This is a genomic window from Ruegeria sp. HKCCD7255, from assembly GCF_013031565.1.
Lineage (GTDB): Bacteria > Pseudomonadota > Alphaproteobacteria > Rhodobacterales > Rhodobacteraceae > Ruegeria.
The window spans coordinates 446,829-472,457 of record NZ_WQAG01000001.1 but is presented as its reverse complement, the minus strand read 5'-3'; the positions used below and the strand labels follow the sequence as shown (position 1 = coordinate 472,457).

The 25,629-nt window shown below is 57.2% G+C and carries 25 protein-coding genes and 1 tRNA gene; 10 read left to right on the top strand and 16 right to left on the bottom strand.

From position 1 onward, the window contains the following. Positions 1 to 3: 3 nt before the first annotated feature. On the bottom strand, positions 4 to 771 hold the full coding sequence (locus GOX45_RS02260) for a sulfotransferase (protein WP_171097551.1): 768 nt from the start codon (positions 769 to 771) through the stop codon (positions 4 to 6). A gap of 421 nt (positions 772 to 1,192) precedes the next feature. Beyond that, a tRNA-Arg gene (locus GOX45_RS02255) sits at positions 1,193 to 1,269 on the bottom strand. A 114-nt stretch (positions 1,270 to 1,383) separates the two neighbouring features. On the opposite strand from GOX45_RS02255, the gene GOX45_RS02250 reads away from it, so the two are divergent. Both GOX45_RS02250 and GOX45_RS02245 read left to right on the top strand, forming a co-directional pair. Beyond that, positions 1,384 to 2,409 carry a LacI family DNA-binding transcriptional regulator gene (locus tag GOX45_RS02250; RefSeq protein ID WP_171097549.1) on the top strand — a complete coding sequence of 342 codons (1,026 nt, stop codon included), beginning with the start codon at positions 1,384 to 1,386 and terminating at the stop codon, positions 2,407 to 2,409. Between the two features lie 4 nt (positions 2,410 to 2,413). Next, positions 2,414 to 3,628, top strand: coding sequence for a winged helix-turn-helix domain-containing protein (locus tag GOX45_RS02245; RefSeq protein WP_171097547.1), 1,215 nt, complete (start codon positions 2,414 to 2,416; stop codon positions 3,626 to 3,628). 51 nt (positions 3,629 to 3,679) lie between these two features. Here the strand turns inward: GOX45_RS02245 and hpaR are convergent, their stop codons facing one another. Then, the gene (gene hpaR, locus GOX45_RS02240; RefSeq protein WP_171097545.1) at positions 3,680 to 4,114 is read right to left on the bottom strand and encodes a homoprotocatechuate degradation operon regulator HpaR; all 435 of its coding nucleotides are present in this window, start codon (positions 4,112 to 4,114) and stop codon (positions 3,680 to 3,682) included. Positions 4,115 to 4,186: 72 nt separating this feature from the next. Next, positions 4,187 to 5,332, bottom strand: coding sequence for a DUF3095 domain-containing protein (locus tag GOX45_RS02235; protein ID WP_171097543.1), 1,146 nt, complete (start codon positions 5,330 to 5,332; stop codon positions 4,187 to 4,189). Between the two features lie 134 nt (positions 5,333 to 5,466). Here GOX45_RS02235 and GOX45_RS02230 point away from each other — a divergent pair, with 134 nt between their 5' ends. From GOX45_RS02230 to GOX45_RS02215, 4 genes are all read left to right on the top strand, one after another. Next, positions 5,467 to 6,639: an MFS transporter gene (locus GOX45_RS02230; RefSeq protein ID WP_171097541.1), complete on the top strand. Its 1,173-nt coding sequence runs from the start codon at positions 5,467 to 5,469 to the stop codon at positions 6,637 to 6,639. A gap of 19 nt (positions 6,640 to 6,658) precedes the next feature. Continuing rightward, entirely contained in the window at positions 6,659 to 7,699 is a 1,041-nt protein-coding gene (locus GOX45_RS02225; protein ID WP_171097539.1) for a glycosyltransferase family 4 protein, read from the top strand. 95 nt (positions 7,700 to 7,794) lie between these two features. Beyond that, positions 7,795 to 8,817, top strand: coding sequence for an aspartate-semialdehyde dehydrogenase (locus tag GOX45_RS02220; protein WP_171097537.1), 1,023 nt, complete (start codon positions 7,795 to 7,797; stop codon positions 8,815 to 8,817). A gap of 203 nt (positions 8,818 to 9,020) precedes the next feature. Further along, on the top strand, positions 9,021 to 9,938 hold the full coding sequence (locus tag GOX45_RS02215; RefSeq protein WP_171097535.1) for an endonuclease/exonuclease/phosphatase family protein: 918 nt from the start codon (positions 9,021 to 9,023) through the stop codon (positions 9,936 to 9,938). Between the two features lie 14 nt (positions 9,939 to 9,952). On the opposite strand, the gene GOX45_RS02210 is transcribed toward GOX45_RS02215, so the two are convergent. Together GOX45_RS02210 and GOX45_RS02205 are read right to left on the bottom strand one after the other, a co-directional pair. Continuing rightward, on the bottom strand, positions 9,953 to 10,489 hold the full coding sequence (locus GOX45_RS02210) for an SRPBCC family protein (protein WP_171097533.1): 537 nt from the start codon (positions 10,487 to 10,489) through the stop codon (positions 9,953 to 9,955). 63 nt (positions 10,490 to 10,552) lie between these two features. Continuing rightward, complete coding sequence (locus tag GOX45_RS02205; RefSeq protein WP_171098132.1) at positions 10,553 to 11,203, bottom strand: carbonic anhydrase; 651 nt, start codon at positions 11,201 to 11,203, stop codon at positions 10,553 to 10,555. Between the two features lie 144 nt (positions 11,204 to 11,347). On the opposite strand from GOX45_RS02205, the gene GOX45_RS02200 reads away from it, so the two are divergent. From GOX45_RS02200 to GOX45_RS02190, 3 genes are all read left to right on the top strand, one after another. Further along, positions 11,348 to 11,737: a hypothetical protein gene (locus tag GOX45_RS02200; protein ID WP_171097531.1), complete on the top strand. Its 390-nt coding sequence runs from the start codon at positions 11,348 to 11,350 to the stop codon at positions 11,735 to 11,737. Positions 11,738 to 11,801: 64 nt separating this feature from the next. Next, on the top strand, positions 11,802 to 13,184 hold the full coding sequence (locus GOX45_RS02195) for a M17 family metallopeptidase (protein ID WP_171097529.1): 1,383 nt from the start codon (positions 11,802 to 11,804) through the stop codon (positions 13,182 to 13,184). After that, a complete protein-coding gene (locus tag GOX45_RS02190) occupies positions 13,184 to 14,050 on the top strand; it encodes a C40 family peptidase (protein ID WP_171097527.1) in 867 nt (288 codons plus the stop codon). The genes GOX45_RS02195 and GOX45_RS02190 overlap by 1 nt, the downstream gene beginning before the upstream one ends. A 3-nt stretch (positions 14,051 to 14,053) precedes the next feature. On the opposite strand, the gene GOX45_RS02185 is transcribed toward GOX45_RS02190, so the two are convergent. From GOX45_RS02185 to GOX45_RS02140, 10 genes are all read right to left on the bottom strand, one after another. Next, on the bottom strand, positions 14,054 to 14,404 hold the full coding sequence (locus GOX45_RS02185; RefSeq protein WP_171097525.1) for a DUF2794 domain-containing protein: 351 nt from the start codon (positions 14,402 to 14,404) through the stop codon (positions 14,054 to 14,056). 64 nt (positions 14,405 to 14,468) lie between these two features. Next, positions 14,469 to 16,133 (bottom strand): iron ABC transporter permease, encoded by a 1,665-nt coding sequence (locus GOX45_RS02180; RefSeq protein ID WP_171097523.1) that lies wholly within the window; start codon positions 16,131 to 16,133, stop codon positions 14,469 to 14,471. A gap of 103 nt (positions 16,134 to 16,236) precedes the next feature. After that, positions 16,237 to 17,433: a phenylacetate--CoA ligase family protein gene (locus tag GOX45_RS02175; RefSeq protein ID WP_171097521.1), complete on the bottom strand. Its 1,197-nt coding sequence runs from the start codon at positions 17,431 to 17,433 to the stop codon at positions 16,237 to 16,239. 19 nt (positions 17,434 to 17,452) lie between these two features. After that, entirely contained in the window at positions 17,453 to 18,286 is an 834-nt protein-coding gene (locus GOX45_RS02170) for an ABC transporter ATP-binding protein (RefSeq protein WP_171097520.1), read from the bottom strand. 76 nt (positions 18,287 to 18,362) lie between these two features. Further along, on the bottom strand, positions 18,363 to 19,646 hold the full coding sequence (locus GOX45_RS02165; protein ID WP_171097518.1) for an ABC transporter substrate-binding protein: 1,284 nt from the start codon (positions 19,644 to 19,646) through the stop codon (positions 18,363 to 18,365). Between the two features lie 76 nt (positions 19,647 to 19,722). After that, entirely contained in the window at positions 19,723 to 20,799 is a 1,077-nt protein-coding gene (locus GOX45_RS02160; protein ID WP_171097516.1) for a branched-chain amino acid ABC transporter permease, read from the bottom strand. A 3-nt stretch (positions 20,800 to 20,802) separates the two neighbouring features. After that, positions 20,803 to 21,060: a hypothetical protein gene (locus GOX45_RS02155; protein ID WP_171097514.1), complete on the bottom strand. Its 258-nt coding sequence runs from the start codon at positions 21,058 to 21,060 to the stop codon at positions 20,803 to 20,805. A gap of 2 nt (positions 21,061 to 21,062) precedes the next feature. Further along, a complete protein-coding gene (locus GOX45_RS02150) occupies positions 21,063 to 22,049 on the bottom strand; it encodes a branched-chain amino acid ABC transporter permease (RefSeq protein ID WP_171097513.1) in 987 nt (328 codons plus the stop codon). Between the two features lie 29 nt (positions 22,050 to 22,078). Then, positions 22,079 to 22,897 (bottom strand): ABC transporter ATP-binding protein, encoded by an 819-nt coding sequence (locus GOX45_RS02145; RefSeq protein WP_171097510.1) that lies wholly within the window; start codon positions 22,895 to 22,897, stop codon positions 22,079 to 22,081. Between the two features lie 79 nt (positions 22,898 to 22,976). Next, a complete protein-coding gene (locus tag GOX45_RS02140) occupies positions 22,977 to 24,920 on the bottom strand; it encodes an AMP-binding protein (protein WP_171098130.1) in 1,944 nt (647 codons plus the stop codon). Positions 24,921 to 25,192: 272 nt separating this feature from the next. On the opposite strand from GOX45_RS02140, the gene GOX45_RS02135 reads away from it, so the two are divergent. Further along, a complete protein-coding gene (locus GOX45_RS02135; RefSeq protein ID WP_171097508.1) occupies positions 25,193 to 25,618 on the top strand; it encodes a DUF5071 domain-containing protein in 426 nt (141 codons plus the stop codon). Positions 25,619 to 25,629 lie beyond the last annotated feature (11 nt).

The window sequence follows — 25,629 nt, the reverse complement described above, 5'->3', positions numbered from 1 at the left end:
TCACTATTCCAGAATCTTTGGCCAATTTTGTATTTCTTGTGCGGAAATTTCGTCAACTTTCTTGATGATTTTTTTGCTCAAAACGAGCTTATCGTAACTCTTTGCGGCCTCACCATGGTTTGGTCTGTTGACAACACGGTTTTGTTTCCAAAAGGCAGCTAACGCCTCAGAGTCTCTGGTTCCAAGAGAAAGAAATCTTCGAATCTCGTCGACAACATTTTCAGGCCTGTCTCTTAGGTCAGGCTGAAAAATTTCCAAACGCTTCTCTTCGGGGATATGACTTCGCATTTTCCGCCAAGCCTCTTGGCATTTAACCCAGCGGTTCGCTACTTCCAGCTCTTTTCCATTCAAGATATCTGGCCAAGTTGCGACGTTCGAACGTACAGCTTCACGCGGATCTCTGTAAATATAAAAAAACCACGCTTCGGGGAACAGTTCGATGAGTGCTGGAATTGCGTTCACCTGTTGAATATCAGGTGTTTTATCAATCCACTTTAAAGAGTCTGCATCCAGGGAATTAATAAAAGCTTCGTCAACGGCCTTGGCAATTGAAGAAAACAGCGCAGCTTTGGCACTTTCTTCCCGAACGATACAATTCGGATTAACTCGATTGTCTCTGATGCGCAGTATTGCCTCAGTAAAGAGGTATATAAAATGACCCTCTTTAGAGTAAGACGCAAATCCGTCCAAACAGCTTAATCCACTCGCTAACCCAGTGGTCCCAGAACGAGGAAAGCCTAAAATAAAGATAGGTCCACATACGGATTTCATACCACTACTTTCCTCGACAGTGCCAAGTAAACTGTGTCTTACAGGCGATTAGATAGCACCACCCGCAGAGATAGTTTCGGATAGTTTGGTTTTGGCTCGAGTGCAATAGCCCATCACATCTAGGCTCGCCCATGTGCGTTGTGGCCTCAATACCGGTTGATCTTTGTACGTGTTTTTCTGATCTCCGGTAAGGCACAGACCTTCTGAATGATCGTGACACTTCATTCCAACCGGATCACGGGAGTGCTCGCAGTGATCAGAGCTTTTCGCGCTCGGGTTCTTGCTGTTGCCATCGACAATGAGATTTCGTGAGCCCGAACCGCAGCGGTAGAGCAGGTTCACACTGCGAAACAGGCGACGCGCCGACGACCAACGCATACGGACCCCAAGGCAAAGACACCACATAGTTTTGAAGATCGCCTGGCGACCCCGGCAGGATTCGAACCTGCAACCTGCCCCTTAGGAGGGGGCTGCTCTATCCAGTTGAGCCACGGGGCCGCGCGTCGATGTCTGTAACCGGCTTTTTCGGCGATGTCATCGGCTTTGCTCGAGTATTGAACAGTTTGCCTTGTTTACGATAGCATCGGACAAAACAACGACGCAGGTCCTCCGGTGACAACAGACACAAAACGCCCGCTTACCCTTCGTGATGTTTCAGAAGCGTCCGGAGTATCCGAAATGACGGTCAGCCGGGTGTTGCGCAATCGAGGCGATGTGTCTGATGCCACGCGCACTCGGGTTCTGGCCGCGGCGAAAGAGTTGGGTTATGTGCCCAACAAGATTGCAGGTGCCTTGGCATCGAGCCGGGTGAACCTGGTTGCAGTAATCATCCCGTCGCTGTCGAATATGGTGTTTCCTGAGGTTCTGACCGGCATCAACCAGATTCTGGAAGATACAGAGCTACAACCCGTGGTCGGCGTCACCGATTATCTTCCTGAAAAAGAAGAGAAAGTTCTGTACGAGATGCTATCTTGGCGTCCGTCTGGGGTGATCATCGCGGGGCTGGAGCATACCGAGGCGTCGCGCGCCATGCTGGATGCGGCTAGTATTCCGGTGGTCGAGATCATGGATACAGATGGTAAACCGGTGGATGCGATGGTTGGTATCTCGCACCGGCGCGCCGGGCGCGAAATGGCGCAGGCGATTCTGAAAGCCGGGTATCAGCATATCGGGTTCATGGGCACCAAGATGCCGCTGGATCACCGCGCCCGCAAGCGGTTTGAAGGCTTTACCGAAGTTCTGGGCAAGAACGGGATCGAAATCGAAGATCGCGAGTTCTATTCCGGCGGCTCGGCCCTGGCAAAAGGGCGAGAGATGACGCAGGCCATGCTGGAACGCTCGCCCGATCTGGATTTTCTGTATTACTCGAACGACATGATCGGCGCGGGTGGGCTGTTGTATCTGCTGGAACAGGGTATTGATGTGCCCGGTCAGATTGGTCTGGCCGGGTTCAACAATGTCGAACTGTTGCAGGGCCTTCCCCGCAAGCTGGCCACAATGGATGCCTGTCGTCTGGAAATCGGGCGCAACGCGGCGCAGATCATCGCGGCACAGCTCGAGGATCCGGAGGCCGAGGTTGAAACCCGCGTGACCCTGACGCCCAAGATCAACTTTGGCGATACGTTGAAGCGGCGCTAGACGCTTGGCGCTACCGCGACTGGACAACCGGGCCGCACGGGCCCTTTTCATGCACCACCATGCGCTGGCCGAGCAACCCTCGGGCGGTGCCAAGGGTGCAGATCTGCTGGAACTAATCCACCGGTTGGGATTTGTTCAACTGGACAGTATCAACACCGTCGCGCGGGCGCATGACATGATCTTGTTCTCGCGCCGCCCGTCCTACCGGCCAAAGAACCTAAAACGCCTGTACGAGAGCGACAAAGCGCTGTTCGAACACTGGACCCATGATGCCGCTGTCATTCCGATGACGTTCTACCCGCATTGGCATTTACGGTTTCAGCGCGATGCACAAAAGCTTCGAGCGCGATGGAAAAACTGGCGTCGTGACGGGTATGAGGAACGCTTTCAGACCGTCTTGCGCCATATCCAAGACCACGGGCCCGTCTGTTCATCTGATGTCGGCAAGGATGAGGAAAAGACATCCGGTGGTTGGTGGGATTGGCACCCATCGAAAACCGCTCTGGAGTATCTGTGGCGGTCTGGCGCTCTGACCGTCGTGGGGCGGGTCGGGTTTCAAAAGCACTTTGACCTGACCGAACGGGTGATCGAACATCATCTTTGTCCCGGTGTCTTGCCCTGTGATGCAGACCGAACGGTCGATTGGCTGTGCAATGCGGCGCTGGATCGGCTTGGCTTTGCCACGTCAGGCGAGATCGCGGCCTTTTGGGATACGGTTGCGCCAGCCGAAGCGAAACTCTGGTGTGCTCAGGCTCTAACAAAAGGCGAAATTCAAGAGATCGAGGTTGAGTGCGCAGATGGTCGTCTGCGCAAATGCTTTACCAGACCCGAGGCCGTGGCCACCGCGCAAGCGGTACCGCCAGCGCCCGGACGTATCCGTGTTCTCAGCCCATTTGATCCGATGCTCAGGGATCGTCACAGGGCCGAGCGCCTATTTGGCTTTTACTATCGCATTGAGGTGTTTGTGCCCGAAGCCAAGCGCACCTATGGCTATTACGTCTTTCCGCTTTTGGAAGGGGATCGCCTGATTGGGCGGATTGATATGAAAGCCCAGCGCGATGCTTCTGAACTGAGCATAAAGGCCGTATGGCCTGAACGGAAAATCCGCTGGTCTGACGCCCGCACCAAACGTCTTGAGTCCGAGCTGGATCGGGTCCGGAGGTTTGCAGGCTTGGACAAGGTCGTATTTCAGGATGGCTGGTTACGGGACCCTGTTTAACGACATTTGAGGTTCGGCGGAACGCGTCCGCGACCCATTCGAAGCGCGAGATCAGCTTTCAAGCGTATTGAAATCACCCAGAAGATCCAGCAGCAATTCGTGTCGATCCGGGCCCAGCGCTTCGCGCACACGGTCGGCCTGCGCCAGGATTGCGGTCAGATTTGCTTCGATGACATTCAACCCCTTGCGGCTGATCTGGATCTTTTGCCGACGTCGATCCTGCACGTCCGGCTGTCGGTCGATCAGACCTTTTTGCTCCAATTTACGCAGAATACGCGTCAGGCTTGGCAGCAAAAGACAGGCTTGTTCGGCAATTTGCGTGGGTTCCATCGGGCCTTGCTCGTTCAGAACGCGCAGGACACGCCATTGTTGCTCGGTTACACCCGCATCTGTCAGTGTTGCACGTATGGGACCCATCACCTTTTCCCGAGCACGCAGCAACGCGATCGGCAAGGATCGAGACGTCAGGGGCAGTTTACCGGCCATACGCGATTCTACATCACTCGGGGGTATCTTCAAAATCTCGAATTTGTGAAGAGAAGAAGCCCTATTTAGAGCCTATTTCGAGCGCATTTCAGCTGCGGCCTGTGCATATCCTCCAGACGCACCATCCACGAAATGAACGTGATCGTCGCGCATCGCAGACGGAACAAAGCAGGTCATCATTGCTTCGGTCTGGGCGTGCAGACCATAGGTGATCTTGCCTTCGGTTTTTGCGCGATCCAGCATCTGGGTGATCCTGGCCAAAGTTTCAGAATCGCAATCCAACGTCATCTTCAGACCGTCATCGAACTTACGGAAATCCGCGTTTTCGCTGACCATGCGTTGATACCGCACAGGCTCAAACGAACCCAGGCGGATTTTGAACTTAAACAACCCCCCGATCATCAGGTTTTCGAACAACAACCGCATCTTGTGGAGCTTTAAATTACGCCCAGCACGCGACACATGCGCGTCCAGCGTTACACCGGGCGGTGGCCACTTCATCGGCGGCCCCTGTTCGGCAACCGGATGTCCGGCACGTCTCAGACCTTCCGAGGCCGCAACGACGGACTGTGCCAGATCGGCAAAGTCGCTTTCGGTTGCTCTGTCTGTCGGCTGAATCACAACAGACACGATCTGTCCATTTTGCGCCGGACTGTTGGACCATCGGCACGACAGGCCAGTCAGGTCTGGCAGCGCATCGTCTTCGGCCGGTTGCACCCCGATTGTTCCAGCTTTCATCTGCTGCTCTGCCCAGGCCAGCCCACCCCCCGAAAACATGGCATAATCAACCCCGGATGAGGGCGCATGACGCGCCACGCGCAGATCGCGCCCTGCAGATCGAATCTCGGTTACGTGAACCAGTGCCGCTCTTAGCGAAATGCCGAATTCCTCTTGGGCCCAACTGCGCAATTTGGCCAATGTCTCGCGCGCGACCTCCGCATCAGCAGCAGGGATCGCAAACCCTGCACCATCGCCGCCAAACACGTAGGGAAACAGCTTTCCATCCATCGCATTGATCATGGCGGAAATCACGGCAGCCCCGACCATATTCACAACCTTATAGCGCCCGTTTGCGATCTCGCCGGTCGAGTTGACGATATCCGCGACACCCAGGACCCAATCATCGGGCACAGGTGTAAAGGCCGCAGGGTTACTGAGACCCAGAAAGTCACGTGTCACGGGAACCGAGTCGTAAAAGTCTGAAATCGCGTTGGTCATGGGTCTCTCAACGGTGAGGTGTAAATGCTGAAAAAGCTAGAGCAATTGTGAATGTTGTCAGCCTCCGGCAGCAAATTGCACGCGCTTGTGCACGTTCCTCAGACATGCAAAGCATGCAGACAAGGAGGACAAAGATGCAGGCAGGTTTGATTGTATTATGTCTGGCTTACGTCCTCAGCCAGTTTTTCAGGGCATTCCTGGCGGTTCTGGCAGTTGATCTCGGAGAAGATATCGGCGCCACACCCGAGGATCTGGCTTTTGCGTCCGGGCTTTGGTTTCTGGTCTTTGCCGCCATGCAGATCCCGGTCGGATGGGCGCTTGACCGCGTTGGTCCCCGGCAAAGCTCGGCGGTTCTGCTGATGATCGGTGGTGCCGGAGGGGCAGCCTTGTTTGCCATGGCCAGTACACCGTTTCATGTCAGCCTTGCGATGGCCCTGATCGGGGTCGGATGCTCACCCGTCCTAATGGCCTCGTATTTCATCTTCGCCCGGGAATATCCTCCGGCAAAATTCGCCACGCTGGCAGCGGTTATGTTAGGGGTTGGCTCGGTCGGCAACCTGGTTGCCTCCTACCCGACCGCATTGGCGGTGGAATGGATTGGCTGGCGCGGTACATTGACGGGGTTAGCTGTCATCTCGGCGATCATCGCCATCGCGATCTGGGCAACGGTGCGTGACCCCGAAAAGGTTGTGACCGAACATAAAGGCTCGCTGCTGGATTTGCTCAAGCAGCCCGCGCTTTGGACGATCTTGCCCTTGATGCTGGTCGCCTATGTGCCCTCTGCCGCGCTCCGGGGTCTGTGGATCGGGCCCTATTTGCGAGATGTCTTTGACCTAAACATCACCCAGATCGGTCAGGCCACTTTGGTCATGGGCGCCGCGATGATCACGGGCACATTCGCCTATGGCCCGCTTGATCGCCTTTTACAGACCCGAAAATGGGTGATCTTTGGCGGCAACGCGCTGAGTGTCCTTGCCTTGGTGCTGCTGTGCCTCTGGATACAGAACGCTGTCTGGATTTCCATTGCGCTGGCCGCGGTCATCGGTTTCACCGGGGCGTCTTTCCCTGTCATCATGGCTCATGGTCGTGCATTCATCCCACCCCATCTGGTCGGGCGTGGTGTCACACTGCTGAACCTCTTTGGCATTGGCGGTGTGGGGATCGCCCAATTCGCAACCGGTCGCATCCACGCGGCAACGGTAGACATCAGCCCAACCGCACCCTACACAGCGATATTCGGCTTTTTCGCTGTCGCGCTAGCGATCGGCTGTTTGATCTATCTGTTCAGTCGCGACAGCCTGGACTGATCTTACTCAGGAGACCTGCGTGAAAGACCCGGTTGTCATTGCCCCCAATCTCAAGCGCAGACTGTCGGGCGTCACTGCAACGATTGCGCGGCTGGTGCCCCTCCAGGCGCAGTGGATCGACATCGCTGCCACCGGGCCCGGTCTGCCGGATGATATCCCGCATATCCCACTAAGCCGCCTGCCATTTCTGTCGCGCAAAACCCTGCGAGTTTGGCATGCCCGCCGCAATACCGAGATGCTGCTGGGCCTGATCCTGCGCGACGTCCTGCGATTGCGGCTCAAGCTGCTGTTCACCAGCGCTTCGCAACGGGCACATACCGGCTATACCAAATGGCTGATCGGCAAGATGGACGCACTTGTGGCCACTTCGCGCAAAACCGCCGGGTATCTGGAGCGTGATGCTCAGGTCATCCTGCACGGCATCAACCTTCAAGACTTCACCCCGCCGCAGGACAAAGCCGCGCTGCGTTCGCGGTTGGGTCTGCCGGATGGGCTTGTGCTGGGCTGCTATGGTCGCATCCGCCATCAGAAGGGCACGGACGCTTTCGTTGATACCATGATCGCGCTTTGTGGACTTTTCGATGATGTCTCAGGCATCGTGATGGGCCGCGCGACCGAAAAGCACACGGGCTTTCTGGCAGAGCTGAAAGACAAGGTCACCGCCGCAGGGCTTTCTGATCGTATCCTGTTCAAGCCCGAGGTCACAGTGGATCAGATCGCCGAATGGTATCAGGTGCTGGATCTGTTCATCGCCCCGCAACGCTGGGAAGGGTTCGGTCTGACCCCGCTTGAGGCCATGGCCTGCGGCGTGCCTGTGGTCGCGACAGATGTTGGCGCATTTTCTGAGATCGTAACAGACGTTTCAGTGGGGCGCATAGTCGAACCCGGCAACATATCGGAAATGACCAACGCCACGGCAGAGATACTGGAGAACCGCGATTCCCTTGCACTGTCCGGTCAGGCTGCACGCGCCCATGTCGAAGCGAATTTCGACATCAATGGTGAAGCAAAAACGCTGGTGGCCCTCTATCAGACGCTGTTGGGCGAAAGAACCGGTTAAAATCGGCGTCAATTCGGCGAAATCCACACCGATTGCCCTTTTTTCTTTGCTGCAACGCGGCTATGAACGCGCGTCCTTAACTTTGGAGACATGAAATGGGCTATCGCGTCGTTGTCGCCGGCGCCACAGGCAATGTGGGCCGCGAAATGCTGAACATCCTGGCAGAACGCCAGTTCCCCGTCGATGAAATTGCCGTACTGGCAAGCCGTCGTTCGCTGGGAACAGAGGTGAGCTTTGGCGACAAGACACTGACGACCCAGGACATCGACACGTTTGACTTTACCGGCTGGGACATGGCGCTGTTTGCCATTGGCTCGGACGCAACCAAGACCTATGGCCCTAAAGCGGCTGCGGCGGGTTGCGTTGTGATCGATAACAGCTCGCTCTATCGCTATGACCCCGAAATTCCGTTGATCGTGCCCGAGTGCAACCCGCAAGCGATCCACGACTACAAGAACAAGAACATCATCGCCAACCCCAACTGCTCGACCGCGCAGATGGTTGTCGCACTGAAACCGCTGCATGACCGCGCCAAGATCAAGCGCGTGGTTGTGTCGACCTATCAGTCGGTTTCTGGTGCCGGTAAAGACGGGATGGATGAGCTGTGGGATCAGACCAAAGCCATCTACAACCCGACCACCGAAGTTGAACCCAAGAAGTTCCAGAAGCAGATCGCCTTCAACGTCATTCCGCAGATCGATGTCTTCATGGAAGACGGCTCGACCAAGGAAGAGTGGAAGATGGTGGTCGAGACCAAAAAGATCGTCGATCCGTCGATCAAGGTCACTGCCACCTGCGTCCGCGTTCCGGTCTTTGTGGGCCATTCCGAGGCCGTGAATATCGAGTTCGAGGAATTCCTGGACGAAGACGAAGCCCGCGACATCCTGCGCGAGGCCCCCGGCATCATGGTGATCGATAAGCGCGAAGACGGCGGTTATGTCTCGCCCATCGAAAGCGCAGGCGATTTCGCCACCTTCATCAGCCGCATCCGCCAGGATTCAACCATCGAAAACGGCCTGAACCTGTGGTGCGTCTCAGACAACCTGCGTAAAGGTGCTGCGCTGAATGCGGTACAGATCGCCGAACTTCTGGGCCGTGAGGTTCTGAAAAAGGGTTAAGGTTGATATTCTGCAACCCTCTTAAGCCGCTTCGCCTAGAAGCGGCTTTTTTGTTGGTCAGATTTGACCTTGGCATAGCAGCTCTAATGCAATTCTTGACAAACCCTTGGTGTCGCGTCACCTGACGAGTAGGGCAGACCATTCGGTTCCAAAAACTCAATAACCCGCGTCATACAATCCAAGCGGGGCAATCGAGGCAGTATATGGCGGTTTTCACAGGCAATACCCGGTGGCATACCCTGCTTGTGGTTTTCTGCGCCTTGCTGATTGCGCTTGTGTTGGCCGGATTCACCGGGCGGTTTCTGAGTGTAGGAGACTCGCTGGCGATCTTGCGCCCGCAGGCCGGTGCGTTGCTTTTGCTGTGCGCGCTTGCATTCGTGTTGCTTCGGTCGATACGTCTGGCCCTGGTTTCGGCTCTGTTCTCCGCGCTTGCTTTCGGCTCGATCCTTGGCGATCTCAGGGGGCCGTCCGGCGATTGCGATGACACCTGCCTGACCCTGTATCAAAAGAACCTGCTGCAAAAAGCCTGGCCGCGTTATTCTCTGGCCGATGACATCATCGCCTCGGATGCCGATATCGTCGCGCTGCAAGAGGTCTCGGCCCATAACCGCGAATACATGGCCAACATGTTCGCGTTTTTTCCAAACCGCGTATTTTGCCAGTTTCGCCCCGATCAGCACGTCGTTGTCCTGACGCAACTGCCTGTGGTCGAGGGGACCGAGTTCTGTACCGAGGGAAGTGGTTTGGCCGGGGTGAAAGTGATCGCACCAGACGGTCAGGAAATCTGGGCCGTGTCCGTACATTTGGACTGGCCCTTTCCCTTCGAACAATTCGAACAGACCAAAGAGGCGGTAGAGACCATCGCAGCCCTGGACGCGCCGGTTTTGATCGCCGGTGACTTCAACATGGTGCCTTGGGGCGCAAGCGTGCGCCGGATTGCCGAGGCCGCCGGGAACGAACTGTTCGGCACCATTGAGAACACCCATTACTTAGGGGGCACGTTCCTGCCGCTGTCGATCGACAATGTCCTGCTGCCTGAAGGCACCCAGGGCACGATCGAGCTGCGTCCCTATATGGGATCGGACCACTTGGGCAAACTCGCCCGCTTCAAGCTGAATTAGAGCCTTTTCGCACCTCAACCCTGGCTTTCAACCATGGTTTTCAAGTTTTCCAAACCACGCTCGTAATCGCCACCGACCCATCCATCCATCATCAGGCCCATCCAGCGCGACATCGGGTTGAGCCCCAGATCGGATTCGAAACCCCATGTCACGAGGGTTTCACTTCCTTCCGGCTGCAATTGAAACGAAGCCGTTGCTTTGCCCATCGGACCAAAATCCAGCGCGGTCTTGACCAGCTCGTTCTCGACGCTTTCGACGATCTCTTGCGAACCCGTGCCGACCTGAGGGTGTTCAGAGCTCCAGTTCAGAATGTTGCCCACGCCAGCCTCGGGGCCGCTATAGCTCAGTTGCGTTTCCGGGTCGCGTGACAGCCAGGGTGACCATTTTTCCGTCTCTTGCATCGAGTTCACATATGGAAAGATCGCATCAGCAGGGGCATTGATCGCTATGCTGCGCGACACTTCGGCCTTGCCGGGCAGCAAATAGGATATGCCCACAAGAGCCAGGATAAGAACCAAAAGAAAACCAAAAATTCGCTTAATCAGTCTCATGAAACCACTCCGAATCCGGTGTTATGCCGGGATGATACATGGACCGGGGCCGAATCTTACAGCCTAGACCGAGACAAAGGCCTTTTGCTGCGGGTCATAGCATTGCAAACCCCCTTCGCCGATATCGGTCCACAGACCATGCAGGCTCAGCTCACCCCCTATCACCGCGTCCGCGACAAACGGGAAGGTCATCAGGTTTTCAAGTGAGGCGACGACGGCCTGACGCTCGAAGTTGCGGGCTTGTTCCTGAGGGTCTTCGATATCCGAGACCAGATCGTATTTCGGCTTGAGGATATCCATCCAACGCCCCACAAAGCTTTCTTTCGCTTCCAGGTGCGGCGCATGGCCTTTGCACATGTCGATACAGCCCTGAATGCCGCCGCATTGCGAATGGCCCAACACGATCAGGTGCGACACTTTCAAAGCGGTCACAGCATATTCAATCGCAGCACTTGTACCGTGGTGATCCCCATCCGGAAGATAGGGCGGCACCAGATTGGCAATGTTGCGATGGATGAAAAAGTCGCCCTGATCCGCACCAAACATTGAGGTCACGTGCACCCGGCTGTCGCAGCACGAAATCACCATGGCACGCGGGCGCTGCCCTTCCGTTGCCAAACGTTTATACCACCCGTGGTTTTCCGAAAAGGTTGTGGCTTTCCAGCCTTGATACCGCTTCGCCAGATAGGTCGGCAATGGTTTGGCAAATTCCATCTTGTCATCCTTGAACTTCGCACTAAGGGCCGCTGTAACCTGAATTCTCGCAAAATTCGAGACATTATCCGTATTCGCCGCAAGGTTTTGCAAACCCATTGTACTCAATATCGCCACTGTGCCGTGGGGGCATAAGACATTGGGGTGAATGTGGTGGAAAAGATAATCACACTTGAACAAAAGGAATCCGTACGCCTTGATCCGGATAGGCTAAAGGGGTTGTGCGCTCATCTGGGGGACACCAACGCGATTGATGTGCTGTGCCGCACCATCGAAGAGCTGGCCGTGCGGCTTTCCCATTGCGAGCGGTTTTGGCGGCAGCGCGACTGGACCGAGCTGCGCAAATGCGCGCGCTCGCTGGTCGCTATCGCCGACCAGGCTGGAATGACCGTGTTGGCCCGCGTTGCCAGCGACGTGGTACAAACGGTCGAAGCCGGGGATGCCGTGGGCACTGGGGCCACGCTCAATCGTCTGATCCGCGTGGGTGAAAAATCCCTGACAGCGGTTTGGGACCAACAGGACCTTTCTGTCTAACGGGGGTTGCCGATGCAGTGTGGGCGGCTAGTGTGAGCGCAGCACGAAACCAGCCGGATCCCCCATGCCCCTCACCTTCGCCCCCGCTTCAGACACGGCCATCGACCTTCATATCATTGCCCAATCGGAAATGGAGCGCTGGCTGGCCGACCAACCAGATCAAATCCGGATCTGGGTTGGCGCCAATGGGTTCTCAGGTGGTTTAGGGCAGGTTCTGTTGATACCGCGTGGCGATGGCGCGCCAAAATATGCGCTGGCCGGGTACGGAACAGCCGCAAGCCGGGCGCGCAAACGGTTCCCTCTGGCCGCTGCCGCGCAGGCCCTGCCCGAAGGCACCTATCGGATTGCCTCAGGCCTTCCCACTGACGTCGCCGAGGTCGAGTGTCTGGGATGGTTGCTGACCGGTTATACCTTTGATCGGTATGCCGCCCAGTCGGCTGCCAATGCACGGCTGATTGCTCCGGATACGGTTGACTCAGACCTGATCGAAGCTTTGGCCGCAGCCGAGGGGCTGACCCGTGATCTGGTGAATACACCGGCAGCCGATATGGGGCCCGAGCAGTTGCAGAAGGCCGCCGAAGATCTGGCGCAAACCTTTGAAGCAAGTTGCGGCGTGATCGCCGGAGAGGCTCTGATACAGCAGAGTTTCCCGATGATTCACGCCGTCGGCCGTGCTGCGGATCAGGCGCCGCGTCTGATCGATATGCGTTGGGGCAATGCCGGCCCCAAGCTGACCTTGGTGGGCAAGGGCGTCTGTTTCGATACCGGCGGGCTGGATCTGAAACCGGCAGCAGCCATGGGGCTGATGAAGAAAGACATGGGCGGGGCGGCCAATGTTTTGGGGCTGGCGCGTATGATCATGTCGCTGAACCTGCCTGTGCAGCTTCGGGTGCTGATCCCAGCGGTTGAAAACGCGGTGGCCGGCGATGCCTTTCGCCCCGGTGATATCCTGACCGCGCGCAACGGGCTGACGGTTGAGATCAACAATACAGACGCCGAGGGCCGTCTGGTACTGGCCGACGCGCTGACCCTGGCGTCCGAGGGTGACCCGGATCTGGTGATCTCAATGGCGACGCTGACGGGCGCGGCGCGCGTCGCGGTCGGCGCGGATCTGGCCCCGTTCTACACCGACGACGATGCTGCGGCCCAAGCGCTCAGCGACGCGGCAGCCAAGGCCGCTGACCCGGTTTGGCGGATGCCATTTCATACACCCTATGAATCCTTGATCGAGCCCGGGATTGCCGATCTGGACAATGCGCCCTCTGGCGGGTTTGCAGGTTCGATAACGGCGGCGCTGTTCCTGCGCCGCTTTGTGGGCGACTGTCGCTATATGCATTTCGACATCTATTCCTGGCAACGCAGCAAAGAACCCGGGCGCAGCAAAGGCGGATTGGGTCAGGGCCCCCGCGCGATACTGGCCGCTCTGCCGGAAATCCTGGACCTGTGATGGACAGGCGGCTTCTGCGTTCAAATGGCCGGGTCGCGCATAGCTCGCTGAAGGGTCAGGTTGAGGCCGAGCATTTCACCGAAGGCGAAGTGACGTATTTTCAACGGGTTGTGACCGACATTCTGGACGATCCCGAAGGCACACGGCAATGCCAGTTGCTGAGCGGCGAGGCCTTTGTTGTTCTGGACAAAACGCAGAAACACCTGTTCGGCTACCGCGAAAAAGATGGATATGTCGGGTGGGTGGACACCGATATGGGACTTGCAAAGTTCCATCCGACACATCGCGTCTGCGTGCCGCGCGCGGTCGCTTTGCAGCATCCAGATGTCACGAAAAACGCCAATGAACAGGTCCTGCCCTTTGGCTGTGGCGTGGAACACTGGCCTGAGCATGATGCGATGCCAAGCGCCTCAGGCTGGATGCCCATCAAACACCCTAGCCACATCGCAACACCGCTTTATCTGCGCGACACGCAACTGGCTAAGATCAACTGGCGCGCGTCTGACCCGGCAGCGGTGGCCGAAAGCTTTCTGACCACGCCATATATCTATGGAGGCGACACGGCGCTGGGGATTGATTGCTCGGGCCTGATGCAAACCGCCTTCAACGCCTGTGGCCTTTCCTGCCCGCGCGACAGCGATATGCAATTAGCCTTCTTCGAACCTATCCAAAAAACCGATCTGCGCCGGGGCGATCTGGTGTTCTGGAAAGGCCATGTGGGCATGATTCTGGATCCGGGCACGCTGTTGCACGCCAATGCATATCACATGGCCGTCGCCAACGAGCCTCTGGACCAAGCCATTCAGCGCATCGGTCAGAAAGAGTTCGGGGCAGTGATCGGTTTTGGCCGACACCCTGCGGTTTAGGCTCTAATCCAGGTCCACTGAGCGGATCAGCTTGCGCTCAAGCACCCGTAAAACGGCGGTCAGGTCCTGGCCGCGCTTCAGGATACGACCGTCCATCCCCACCACCGAATACATCCCCTGGCGCATGCGCAGGCGGGGGTGTTTCTCGACCCGATAGATCGGATGCTCTGCCGTGCGCCGAAAGATCGAGAATATCGCCACATCTTTGAGGTTGGATATCCCGTAATCCCGCCATTCCCCGGCGGCGACCATTCGGCCATATACGGAAAGGATCTGAGACATCTCTCGCCGGTCGAAAGCGACGGGCATCTGGGCCGGGCGTGAGGGAAACCGGCTGGGAGGCTGCATGTTCATGACACAAGCCTTGCCGGAATTCACAAATGAATCAAGCCCGGCGGTAACAATTTGGGTGCAGGTGTCATCTGCGCCCGACCTGACGGCAAATCAGGATCACGGGCAGCAAACCGACAGCCAGAATGACCAATGACGGCACCGCCGCGCCCTCAAGCCGTTCGTCCGAGGCGAGACGATAGGCCTGCACCGCCAGCGTGTCGAAATTGAAAGGTCGCATGATCAGCGTGGCTGGCAGCTCTTTCATCACATCGACAAACACGATCAGCAACGCCGTCAGCAGCGATGGGGTCAGGATCGGCAGGTGAACACGCCGCAGCGTGCCAATCGGCGATTGTCCAAGGGATCGGGCAGCAGCGTCCATATTGGCATGAACCGTGCTTTGACCACCTTCATACGCGCTGAGTGCTGCGGCCAGAAACCGCACCATATAGGCTCCGATCAGCAGCCAGATGGATCCGGTCACCAACAAACCCGTCGACACATCAAAGGTCTTGCGCATCCAGGCGTCCAGCGCGTTGTCAAACCCGGCAAAGGGCACGATCAACCCCACCGCAATCACCCCGCCCGGTACCGCATAGCCCAGACGGGCAAGATAGGCGGCGGCAGAGGATCCTTTACCCGGTCTGAGGCGTTGAAAGAACCCGATGGAAATGGCCGCCCCAACCGTGACCACGGCTGCAATACCAGCCAGCATCAAAGAGTTCTGGATGAACCCGATGTAGCGCCGAGACAGCAAGTTCTGCTCGGACTCCAGCCCCATTTGCACCAGAATGATCACCGGCAGCACGAACCCCAGGAACACAGGTATCGCGCAGAGAAGAAACGCAAACGCTGCACCCCACCCCTTTAGGTGAGAGGCCGCGCCCGCCACGTGGCGTTTGCCTTGTTGGTAGTATTTCGCCTTGCCGCGTTGCTGGCGTTCTGTCACCGCCATGATCAGCGCAAAAGCCAGTAAACACAGCGCCAGTTGCGCTGCTGCCGCGCGGTCTGCCAGCGAAAACCAGCTGGAATAAATCCCGGTAGCAAAGGTCTGAACGCCGAAATACGAGACGGTGCCAAAATCGGCGATGGTCTCCATCACCGCCAGCAGGACGCCTCCGGCAATGGCCGGTCGCGCCATCGGCAAAGACACCCGCCAGAACGCCGCCCACGGGCTGTTGCCCAAGGCCCGCGCGGCCAGAAACGCCCGGTCACTTTGCTGCAAGAACGCGGCTCGCGCCAGCAGGTACACATAGGGGTAAAGCACCAGAACCAGCATCGCGGCTGCGCCCTCGGTCGAGCGAATTTCAGGAAACCAATAGTCGCGCGGCCCCCAGCCGGTGACCTGCCGCAATGTGGATTGAACGATGCCCGGGTGATCCAGAATGAACGTATAGGCATAGGCCAGCACATAGGCGGGAAAGGCCAAGGGCAGGACCAGAGCGATTTCAAAGAAACGTACACCGGGAAACCGTGTCATCGTCACAAGCCACGCTGCGCCAACGCCGATTGAAAACGTGCCGATCGACACCAGAACAACCAGCACCGCCGTGGTCAGCGTATAGCCCGGCAGCACCGTGCTGATCAGGTGTGAGACGGTATCTGTTCCGCCAGTGACCGCAGCAAGGGCAACAGCGACCATCGGCAGAAGACAGGCTGCAGCCACCGCATAGGCCACAAAGCCAAGCACTCGGGTGCCCAGCGCCCCGCGATTGCGGGTCCCGTTTTCTGAGTATTCGACTTCGGCCATGCGTCTTAGGCAGCCCCAATTCAGGTTGCTGCCTTTATTCGACGAAAACGGTCGGAAACACCAGTGGGGGCGCCAACAATTCTATGGCACCGTCACCCGTGCGCTATTCGTAAACGCGCTGATCTTCGATCACCAAACCGTCCTTGGGCAAGGATCCCGGGGCCACAACCTCGATCGCACCTTTCAGTTTCAGCACTTCGGTGACCGACTTGGCATAGGCCATGTCATCGCCACCCGGGCTTTCAATCTGAACGGTCATAGTGTCCATTTCGCCCTGACGCGACGCGATAACACGGGCTTTGACGATCTCGTCATGTTTGTCGACCAGCGCAGCCACCTGCTCGGGCCGCACGAACATGCCTTTGATCTTGGTTGTCTGATCCGCGCGCCCCATCCAGCCCTTGATGCGCAGGTTGGTGCGCCCGCAGGGCGACTGCCCCGGCATCACGGCAGACAGATCGCCGGTTGCAAAACGGATGAGCGGATAGTCGGGGTTCAGCGAGGTGACGATCACCTCACCCACCTCACCCGGGGCGACCGGGGTGCCCGTGCCGGGGGTCACGATCTCGACAATGACATGCTCATCGATGATCATGCCCTCCATCGCAGGGCTTTCATAGGCCACGTTGCCCAGATCAGCGGTGGCATAGCATTGCAGGCATGAGATCCCACGATCCGCATATTCCTGACGCAGAGACGGGAACAGCGCGCCACCGCCCACGACGGCTTTTGAGAAGTTGAGCCCGACGCCCATCGCATCCGCCTTGTCCAAAATCACTTTCAGATAATCCGGTGTCCCGGCATAGGCGGTACAGCCGATGTCACGGGCGGCGGTGACCTGCAACTCCGTCTGACCTGTGCCCGCAGGCAGCACGGTGGCCCCGACCGCGCGCGCACCGCTTTCAAAGATCATACCCGCCGGTGTCAGATGATAGCCAAAGCAGTTCTGGACGATGTCCCCAGACCCTATGCCTGCCGCGTGCAGAAACCGCCCCATGCGCCACCAGTCATGGCTGATGCCACCGGGTTCATAAATCGGGCCCGGGCTTTGAAAGATATGCGCGACATTGGAGGTGAACACCCCGCCAAACGGAGGGTTTTCCGACTGCCACGCCGCCAGTTCCGACTTGCGCAGCACAGGCAGCTTGGCCAGATCATCCAGCGTTTCGACTGTGTGGTCCGTGATCCGGCAAGCGCCCGGAACGGAACTGGCCCGTTCGATCTGGTCTTTGACGCGCGTAAGCTGATCTGCCGCGCGTTCATCGGCAGAGCGGGTTTCCAATGCGTCGAAATAGGTCATTGCCATATCCTCCATCCGCTTACAGCCATCTCTTGCGGCGGCGGTACGAGCGCACGTCGCGAAAGCTTTTGCGGCCTTCATCCGACATGCCAAGGTAAAATTCTTTAACGTCCGGGTTTTCACGCAATTCAGCAGCTGGCCCATCCATCACAACGCGACCCGATTCCAGGATGTATCCGTAGTGCGCAAACCGCAGCGCCACGTTGGTGTTCTGTTCCGCCAGCAGGAAAGACACGCCTTCCTTTTCGTTCAGATCCTTCACGATGCCGAAAATCTCTTCAACCAATTGCGGCGCCAAACCCATCGAAGGTTCGTCCAGCAGAATGGTTTCGGGTCGCGACATCAGGGCGCGGCCCATGGCCACCATCTGCTGTTCCCCGCCCGAGGTATAGCCCGCCTGGCTTTTGCGCCGTTCTGCAAGGCGGGGGAAATAGCTATAGACCAGTTCCAGATCCTTCTGGATCGCGGTGGCCCCGTCTTTACGCGTATAAGCGCCGGTCAGCAGGTTCTCTTCCACCGTCAGATGCTCGAAGCAGTGGCGGCCTTCCATCACCTGAATTACACCTTTTTCTACCAGAACAGCCGGATCGCTTTCATGAACGCTCTCGCCGCGATACTTGATCGAGCCTTTGGTGACTTCACCGCGTTCGGAATGCAAAAGGTTTGATACGGCTTTCAAGGTCGTTGTCTTACCCGCACCATTGCCGCCCAAGAGCGCCGTGATACCGCCTTTGGGAACGGTCAGGCTGACGCCTTTCAACACGAGGATCACGTGGTTATAGATCACCTCGATATTGTTGACCTCAAGCAGGGTTTCCGCCTGCACGTCGGTGGTTTGTGCCACATCAAGCATCAGCGCGTGTCCTTAAGCCTGCCCTGTTCGGGCCGATTGATAGGGGCGGCAGCTGCCCGCCGCCCCTGGGGTTTCATCAGTTGCAGCGTGTTTCGATGTTGTTCTCAGCCGCATAAGCTGCCGAGTCCTCTGCGATCAACGCGTTGATGACTTCGGCATCGGTTGCCTTGAAATCCTGGATCGAGTTCCAGGTTCCAGCTGCCGCATCCCACTGGACAACACCAACGAGACCGGGGCCACCGTGGTTTTCACAGGACACCGAGAACTCGGGGCCGAAACCTGCCATGCCCAAAGCTTCCATTTTGGCATTGGTCATCTCAAGCGCTTCCATCCCATCACGCATCATGGACGGGTCGATCTCGGCCGTGCCATGCATCTCCTGCGCGGTTTTCACAGCTTCGGCGGCCAGCATTGCAGCATAAAGACCACGGTTGTACTGCACCGAGCCCAGCTGATCTCCAGCACCCGCAGCCTTACCGGCATCAACGACGTATTTCTGAAGATCTTCATAAACCGGATAGTCCTTGCCCAGACCGGTAAAGGTCAGCGCCTTATAGCCGGTGGCCTTGTCACCTGCCGGTTCAACGTCGAATTCGGCACCCGACCACCAGACACCGATGAAGTTCTCCATCGGGAAGCGGATATTGGCGGCTTCCTGAACCGCGACCTGGTTCATTACGCCCCAGCCCCACATGATCACATAGTCAGGCTTTTCACGGCGGATTTGCAGCCACTGCGATTTCTGTTCCTGACCTGGGTGGTCAACAGGCAGCAGCGTCAGGTCATAGCCATGCTTTTCGGCCAGAGTTTCCAACGTGCGGATCGGTTCTTTGCCATATGCCGAGTTATGATAGACCAGCGCAATTGTCTTGCCGCTCAGATCTCCACCGTTTTCGTCCAGCAGATAGTTGATCGCGCCCGATGCACCGTTCCAATAGTTGGCCGGATAGTTGAACACGTGGCTGAACACGTCGCCATTCGCCGCCGAAGTTCGGCCATACCCCATGGTGTGCAGCGGAATGCCATCTGCGGTCACTTTGGGGATGAGCTGATACGTGATCCCGGTCGACAGCGGCTGATAGACCAGCGCGCCCTCACCTTTGGTGGACTCATAACATTCCACACCTTTTTCGGTGTTATAACCGGTTTCGCACTCGATCACGCGGGCCGGAACACCGCCGATACCACCGTCACGTTCGTTCAGCAGAGTGAAATAATCGGCATAGCCATCCGCAAACGGAATACCGCCCGCCGCGTAAGGACCGGTGCGGTAGCTGAGCGAGGGGAACACAAGGTCGGCCATTGCCGGACCTGCGGCCATCAGCGCGCCCAGCGCCAGGGTTGCCATTTTCTTTTTCATCGGGTGTCTCCTCCCTTGATTGATCCGATGGTGAACACGGGCTTATGCCGCCCGTCTTGTCTTTGGGCCGGCCCCGTCAATGGGGGAACGGCCAGAGTCTGAGTTTCTCTTTCGCGACACGCCACAGCTGTGCCAGCCCGTGCGGTTCGAGGATCAGGAACATGATGATCATGGCGCCCACGATCACCAGGTTCAGATGCGCCACGATATCCGTCGGCCATCCAAGCAGATCGACCCCGATCAGTTTCAGAAGCACCGGCAACAGCACCAAGAACGCCGCCCCGGCGAAGGATCCAAAGATCGAACCCAGCCCGCCGATGATGATCATGAACAGCACCAGAAATGATTTCTGGATGCCGAAAACTTCGCCCACTTCGACCGCCCCCAGATAGACCGCAAAGAACAACGCGCCCGAGATGCCCACAAAGAACGAGCTAACGGCAAAGGCAGTCAGTTTGGCCTTAAGCGGGTTCACTCCGATGATTTCAGCTGCAATATCCATATCGCGGATTGCCATCCAGGTCCGGCCGATGGTGCCCCGCGTCAGATTGCGCGCAATGATGGCACAGATGGTCAGGAAAACCAGGCAGAACAGATAGGTCGCCCAGGCCGGCGCATTTGGGCCGGTGATGATGATGCCAAACACATCCCGCTCGGGCGCATTGATCTGACCCGAGGCGGAGTAGTTGTAGAACCACGGCACCCGGTTGAAGAGCCAAACAAGAAAGAACTGCGCCGCCAAGGTGGCAACCGCCAGATAGAACCCTTTGATCCGCAGGCTGGGAAGGCCGAACAACACGCCCACCAACGCCGTGATCCCGCCCGCAAGTATGACATGGATGAACATGCTGACATCGGGAAAGGCGGTCATCAGCTTGTAACAGGCATAAGCGCCCACAGCCATGAAGCCGCCGGTGCCAAGACTGACCTGCCCACAATACCCCACCAGAATATTCAACCCGATCGCGGCGATAGCATAGATCAGAAACGGCAGCAGCAGGGCGTTTGCCCAATAGTCGTTGATCAGAAACGGAACGATCCCGAACGCGACCGCCAACACCACATAGTACCGATACCGGTCAAACTTGATCGGGAAAGTCTGGCTGTCGGCGATGTAGGATGTTTTGAAATCCCCAGCCTCACGATAGAACATGTATTACTTTCCCCATTCCTGTTGCGCCCGGTTGCGGGCAGCAGCGTCCAGTTGATTGGATCCTTTGGCATATCCGCTCGCCTCCGAGGCGCGCACCAGTTTCATGTACGCCAGAACACCCATGATCAGCCCGGCGAAAGCCAAAATCGACGCAATTACCAACTGGCCCTGGGTCAGATCATCGGATGTCAGCGCGATGTACCCAAAAGCCCAGAACCCGGCCCAAGCGACGACGTTGATGATGGCGATGAGTTTGGTCATGCCTACACTCTCTCGATGATCTTCTCGCCGAACAGACCCTGCGGTCGGAACACCAGGAAGATCAACGCCAGCACATAGGCGAACCAATTCTCCGTCGCGCCACCCAGCGCAGGCCCAAGCGCGAATTCGAACAGTTTCTCACCCACACCGATGATCAAACCGCCTACGATGGCTCCGGGGATCGAGGTGAACCCGCCCAGCATCAGAACCGGCAGCGCCTTGAGCGCGATCAGGCTCAGCGAGAACTGAACGCCTGATTTGGTTCCCCACATGATCCCCGCGACCAGGGCCACGAAACCCGCCACAGACCAAACCATGATCCAGATGAAGTTCAGCGAGATACCCACCGACAGCGCCGCCTGATGGTCGTCGGCAACCGCACGCATCGCCCGACCCTGCTTGGTGTATTGGCTAAAGGCCACCAGCGCGGCCACCAGCAGCGCCGCAATGATCGTCGCCACAATATCCAGATTGTCGATGAAGAACCCGTAGTCAAAGATCTGGAATGTCGTCTCGTCGATCCACAGGTTGATCCCCTGCGGCAGCCCCACATCCAGCGTCTTGATCTCGGACCCCCACATCAGGTCGGCCACGCCCTCAAGGAAAAACGCAAGCCCGATGGTCGCCATGAACAGAATGATCGGCTCCTGCCCCACCAGATGCCGCATGACAAAGCGCTGCACCGCCCAAGCCATCAACACCATCACCGCCATGGTCAGGAGGATCGCTAGCAATGCCGGCACGTTCCAGCCGAAATAATGCACATGAGTGCCGAAAATCGCATTGATCAGATGCGCAAACGGCACCTGCCCATTCATGATCCCAACCAGCGTCATCGCAGCAAACAGGGCCATAACCCCTTGAGCATAATTGAAAATCCCCGACGCTTTGTAAATCAGCACAAAGCCCAGCGCGACCAGAGCATAAAGCACCCCGGCCATCAGACCGTTAAGGATCACCTCCATCGCGAAAATCAGTTGTTCAGGCATCAGCGCCTCCCCCAATTTCTGCCCGCACCTCAGTCATGGCTGACCCCCAGATAGGCGTCGATCACCTCTTGGTTGTTGCGCACCTCATCTGGCGTGCCGTCCCCGATCTTGCGCCCGTAATCCATGACGACCACGCGGTCGCTCAGATCCATCACCACGCCCATGTCATGTTCGATCAGCGCAATGGTCGTGCCGAACTCATCATTCACATCCAGGATAAAGCGGCTCATGTCCTCTTTTTCCTCAACATTCATGCCGGCCATCGGCTCATCCAGCAGCAAGAGCTTGGGTTCCGCCGCCAGCGCACGCGCCAGCTCGACCCGTTTCTTCAACCCGTAGGGCAGCCGCGACACAGGCGTTTTGCGGATATGCTGGATCTCAAGGAAATCGATGATCTTCTCGACCGCCTCGCGGTTTTCCGTCTCTTCGGCCTCGGCTTTTCCCTTCCACCAGGCCTGTTGCAGAATGTTGGTCTTCATAAAGCTCAGCCGCCCGGTCATGACATTGTCCAGAACACTCATGCCTTCGAACAAGGCGATGTTCTGGAAGGTCCGCGCAATACCCTGTTGCGCCACCTCAAACGGCCGCATCTGCGGGCGCTTTGCACCATGGAACCAAACCTCACCCTCCTGCGGGACATAAAAGCCCGAGATCACGTTCAGCATCGAGGATTTGCCTGCCCCGTTCGGCCCGATGATGGCGCGGATCTCGCCTTCGCGAATGTCGAACGAGATATCCTTGATCGCCACCACACCGCCAAAGCGCAAGGTGATGTTCTTCATCTCCATCACCACACCGCCGATCTTGCGACCGTCTTCGGTGACATATCCTTCAGATTGATCCAGCATCAGCCCCTCCCGGCGATACGTAAAAAACGGGACGGTGGGCGGGGCGATGACCGCAGGTCGAGCGGCGCGCGACGGCCCATCATTCCGCCGCAACCTTATGCTGTGTCACGGCCACAACCGGCGCGTCGATGATCTGCAAGGTTGCCGAAATCGACCCCTTGCGCCCATCCTCATAGGTCACCTCGGTTGTCGTCGACACGCTCTCGGACCCGTCATAAAGCGCGTCAATGATGTCTTGGAACTTCTCTTCCACAAACCGACGGCGCACCTTGCGCGTCCGCGTCATCTCGCCGTCATCGGCGTCCAATTCCTTGTGCAACACGACAAAGCGATGCACCTGACAGCCCGACAGCATCTCATCCGCCGCGATGGACCTGTTGACCTCTTCAACATGCCCCTTGATCGTCTCTAACACACGCGGATGTGCCGTCAGTTCCTGATAGGACGCATAGGCTACATTGTTGCGCTCCGCCCAGTTGCCCACCGCTGTCAGGTCGATATTGATAAAGGCCACGCAGCGATCCTTGCCGTTGCCGAACAGAACAACCTCAAGAATATCGGGATAGAACTTCAATTTGTTCTCGACATATTTCGGCGCAAACATCGACCCGTCGGCCATCTTACCGACATCCTTGGCGCGGTCGATGATCCGCAAATGGCCCGAGCTTTCCTCGATAAACCCTGCGTCCCCCGTGGCCACCCAGCCTTCGGCATCTTTGGTCGAGGCGGTCGATTCCGGGTTGTTGTAATATTCCACAAAAACCCCTGGTGACCGGTAATGGATCTCACCACTCTCATCGATCTTCAGTTCAACCGCGGGGGCGGGCACGCCGACCGTATCAGCGCGCACTTCGCCATCAGGTTGCTGCGTGATGAACACCGTCGCTTCGGTCTGCCCATACAGTTGCTTCAGATTGATCCCCAGCGAGCGGTAGAAATCAAAAATCTCGGGCCCAATCGCCTCACCCGCCGTATAGCCTACGCGAAAGCGGCCATAGCCCAGCGTATCCTTGAGCGGGCCGTAGACCAGCAGATTGCCCAGCGCGTATTTCAGGCGGTCACCAAAACCCACTGGTTTGCCATCCAACAGCAACCCGCCCACTTTCTTTGCATGTGTCATGAAGTGACGGAACATGCGCTGCTTCAGTTTGCCCGCGTCTTCCATGCGGATCATCACATTGGTCAGCTGCGTCTCAAACACGCGCGGCGGCGCAAAGAAATAGGTCGGTCCGATCTCGCGCAGATCAGTCATCATCGTGTCGGCGCTTTCGGGGCAGTTCACACAGAAGCCGCACCAATAGGCCTGCCCGATGGAAAAGATGAAATCCCCCACCCAGGCCATCGGCAGGTAAGACAGGATGTCCTCATCGCGCGTCAGATGATCGAACTCAGCCGAGTTTTTCGCGCTCTCAATCACGTTCCGGTTTGACAGTACTACGCCCTTGGGCTTGCCTGTGGTGCCCGAGGTATAGAGCATCACGCAGGTATCGTCATAGGTGATCGCCGCAATGCGTTGATCCAGTTCCGCGTCAAACCGCGCGTGACCGGCGCGGCCTTCGGCCATGATGTCGTCCAGCGCGTTCATCTGGGAATGGTCGTATTTCCGCATCCCGCGCTTGTCGGTATAGAGGATATGCTTGACCTGATGCAGGGTCTCCTGGATCTCGATAACTTTGTCGACCTGCTCCTGATCGCCGCAAACCACGTATTTCGCGCCGCAATGCTCCAGAACATAGGCCATCTCTTCCGCGACCGAGTCCTGATACAGAGGCACCGGCACCGCACCCACCATCTGAGCCGCGACCATCGACCAGTAATGCGCCGGACGGTTGCGGCCTATGACAGCGATATGATCGCCTTCCGCAACGCCCAGTTCCAGAAATCCCAGCGCGATGGCGCGGATTTCCTCGGACGCTTCTGCCCAGGTCCAGCATTGCCAGATCCCGAATTCCTTTTCCCGGTATGCCGGGGCATCCCCGAACTGGGTCGCATTGCGATGAAGCAGCGCCGGCAGGGATTGCATCCCTTCCGCGCCCGACTGCGTCTGAGCCAATCTTTCTCTCCTCCCCATCCGACCCCTCCCCGGGCCGGAAATGGCGGGCCGGATGTTCGCCCGGTCGCCAGTGCTCCGATTAAGAAGCACCGGAAAGATCAGCGTCAAGTTTTGCCTGATGTTTTCTCAATTCTTACGAATTGTAACAGGGGTAAGAGATAAGCTCCCGAGACACTTGAACTATCGAATTCGGGAAGATCGAGCCCATTGTGGTGCTTGCAAGTTGGAATTACCTTTGAAACATGAGCATTCTTCTTTGCATTCCCGAAGACAAACATGATTTATCTGCCGTTGAACGAGCGAAAGAAATAGGATTTCCGTCACTCAATGAGGCCCTCCCTGAACTCCTTACTTGGGTCCAAGACGCAAATTGGCCCGTCGCGAAACCAATCGCATCCATATTGCGACAAGCTGGGCCAGAAATAGTTCCACATATTAGGAATATACTGTCCGGTTATGACGCAGTTTGGAAATATTGGATTATTGTTCTCGTGATCGCACATACCACGCCAGAAGTATTCGAACAGCTAAGAGATGAGCTTTTGCGTTTGGCCAATGATCCAGACAACAAAGACAAAGTCGAACGCATGGACATCGTAGCTTTGGAAGCTCTGATCCAATCCCCGAATATGGGAACCAGCGGAACATCCGCTTCAGGCATAGATTAGTTGTTCAGGTC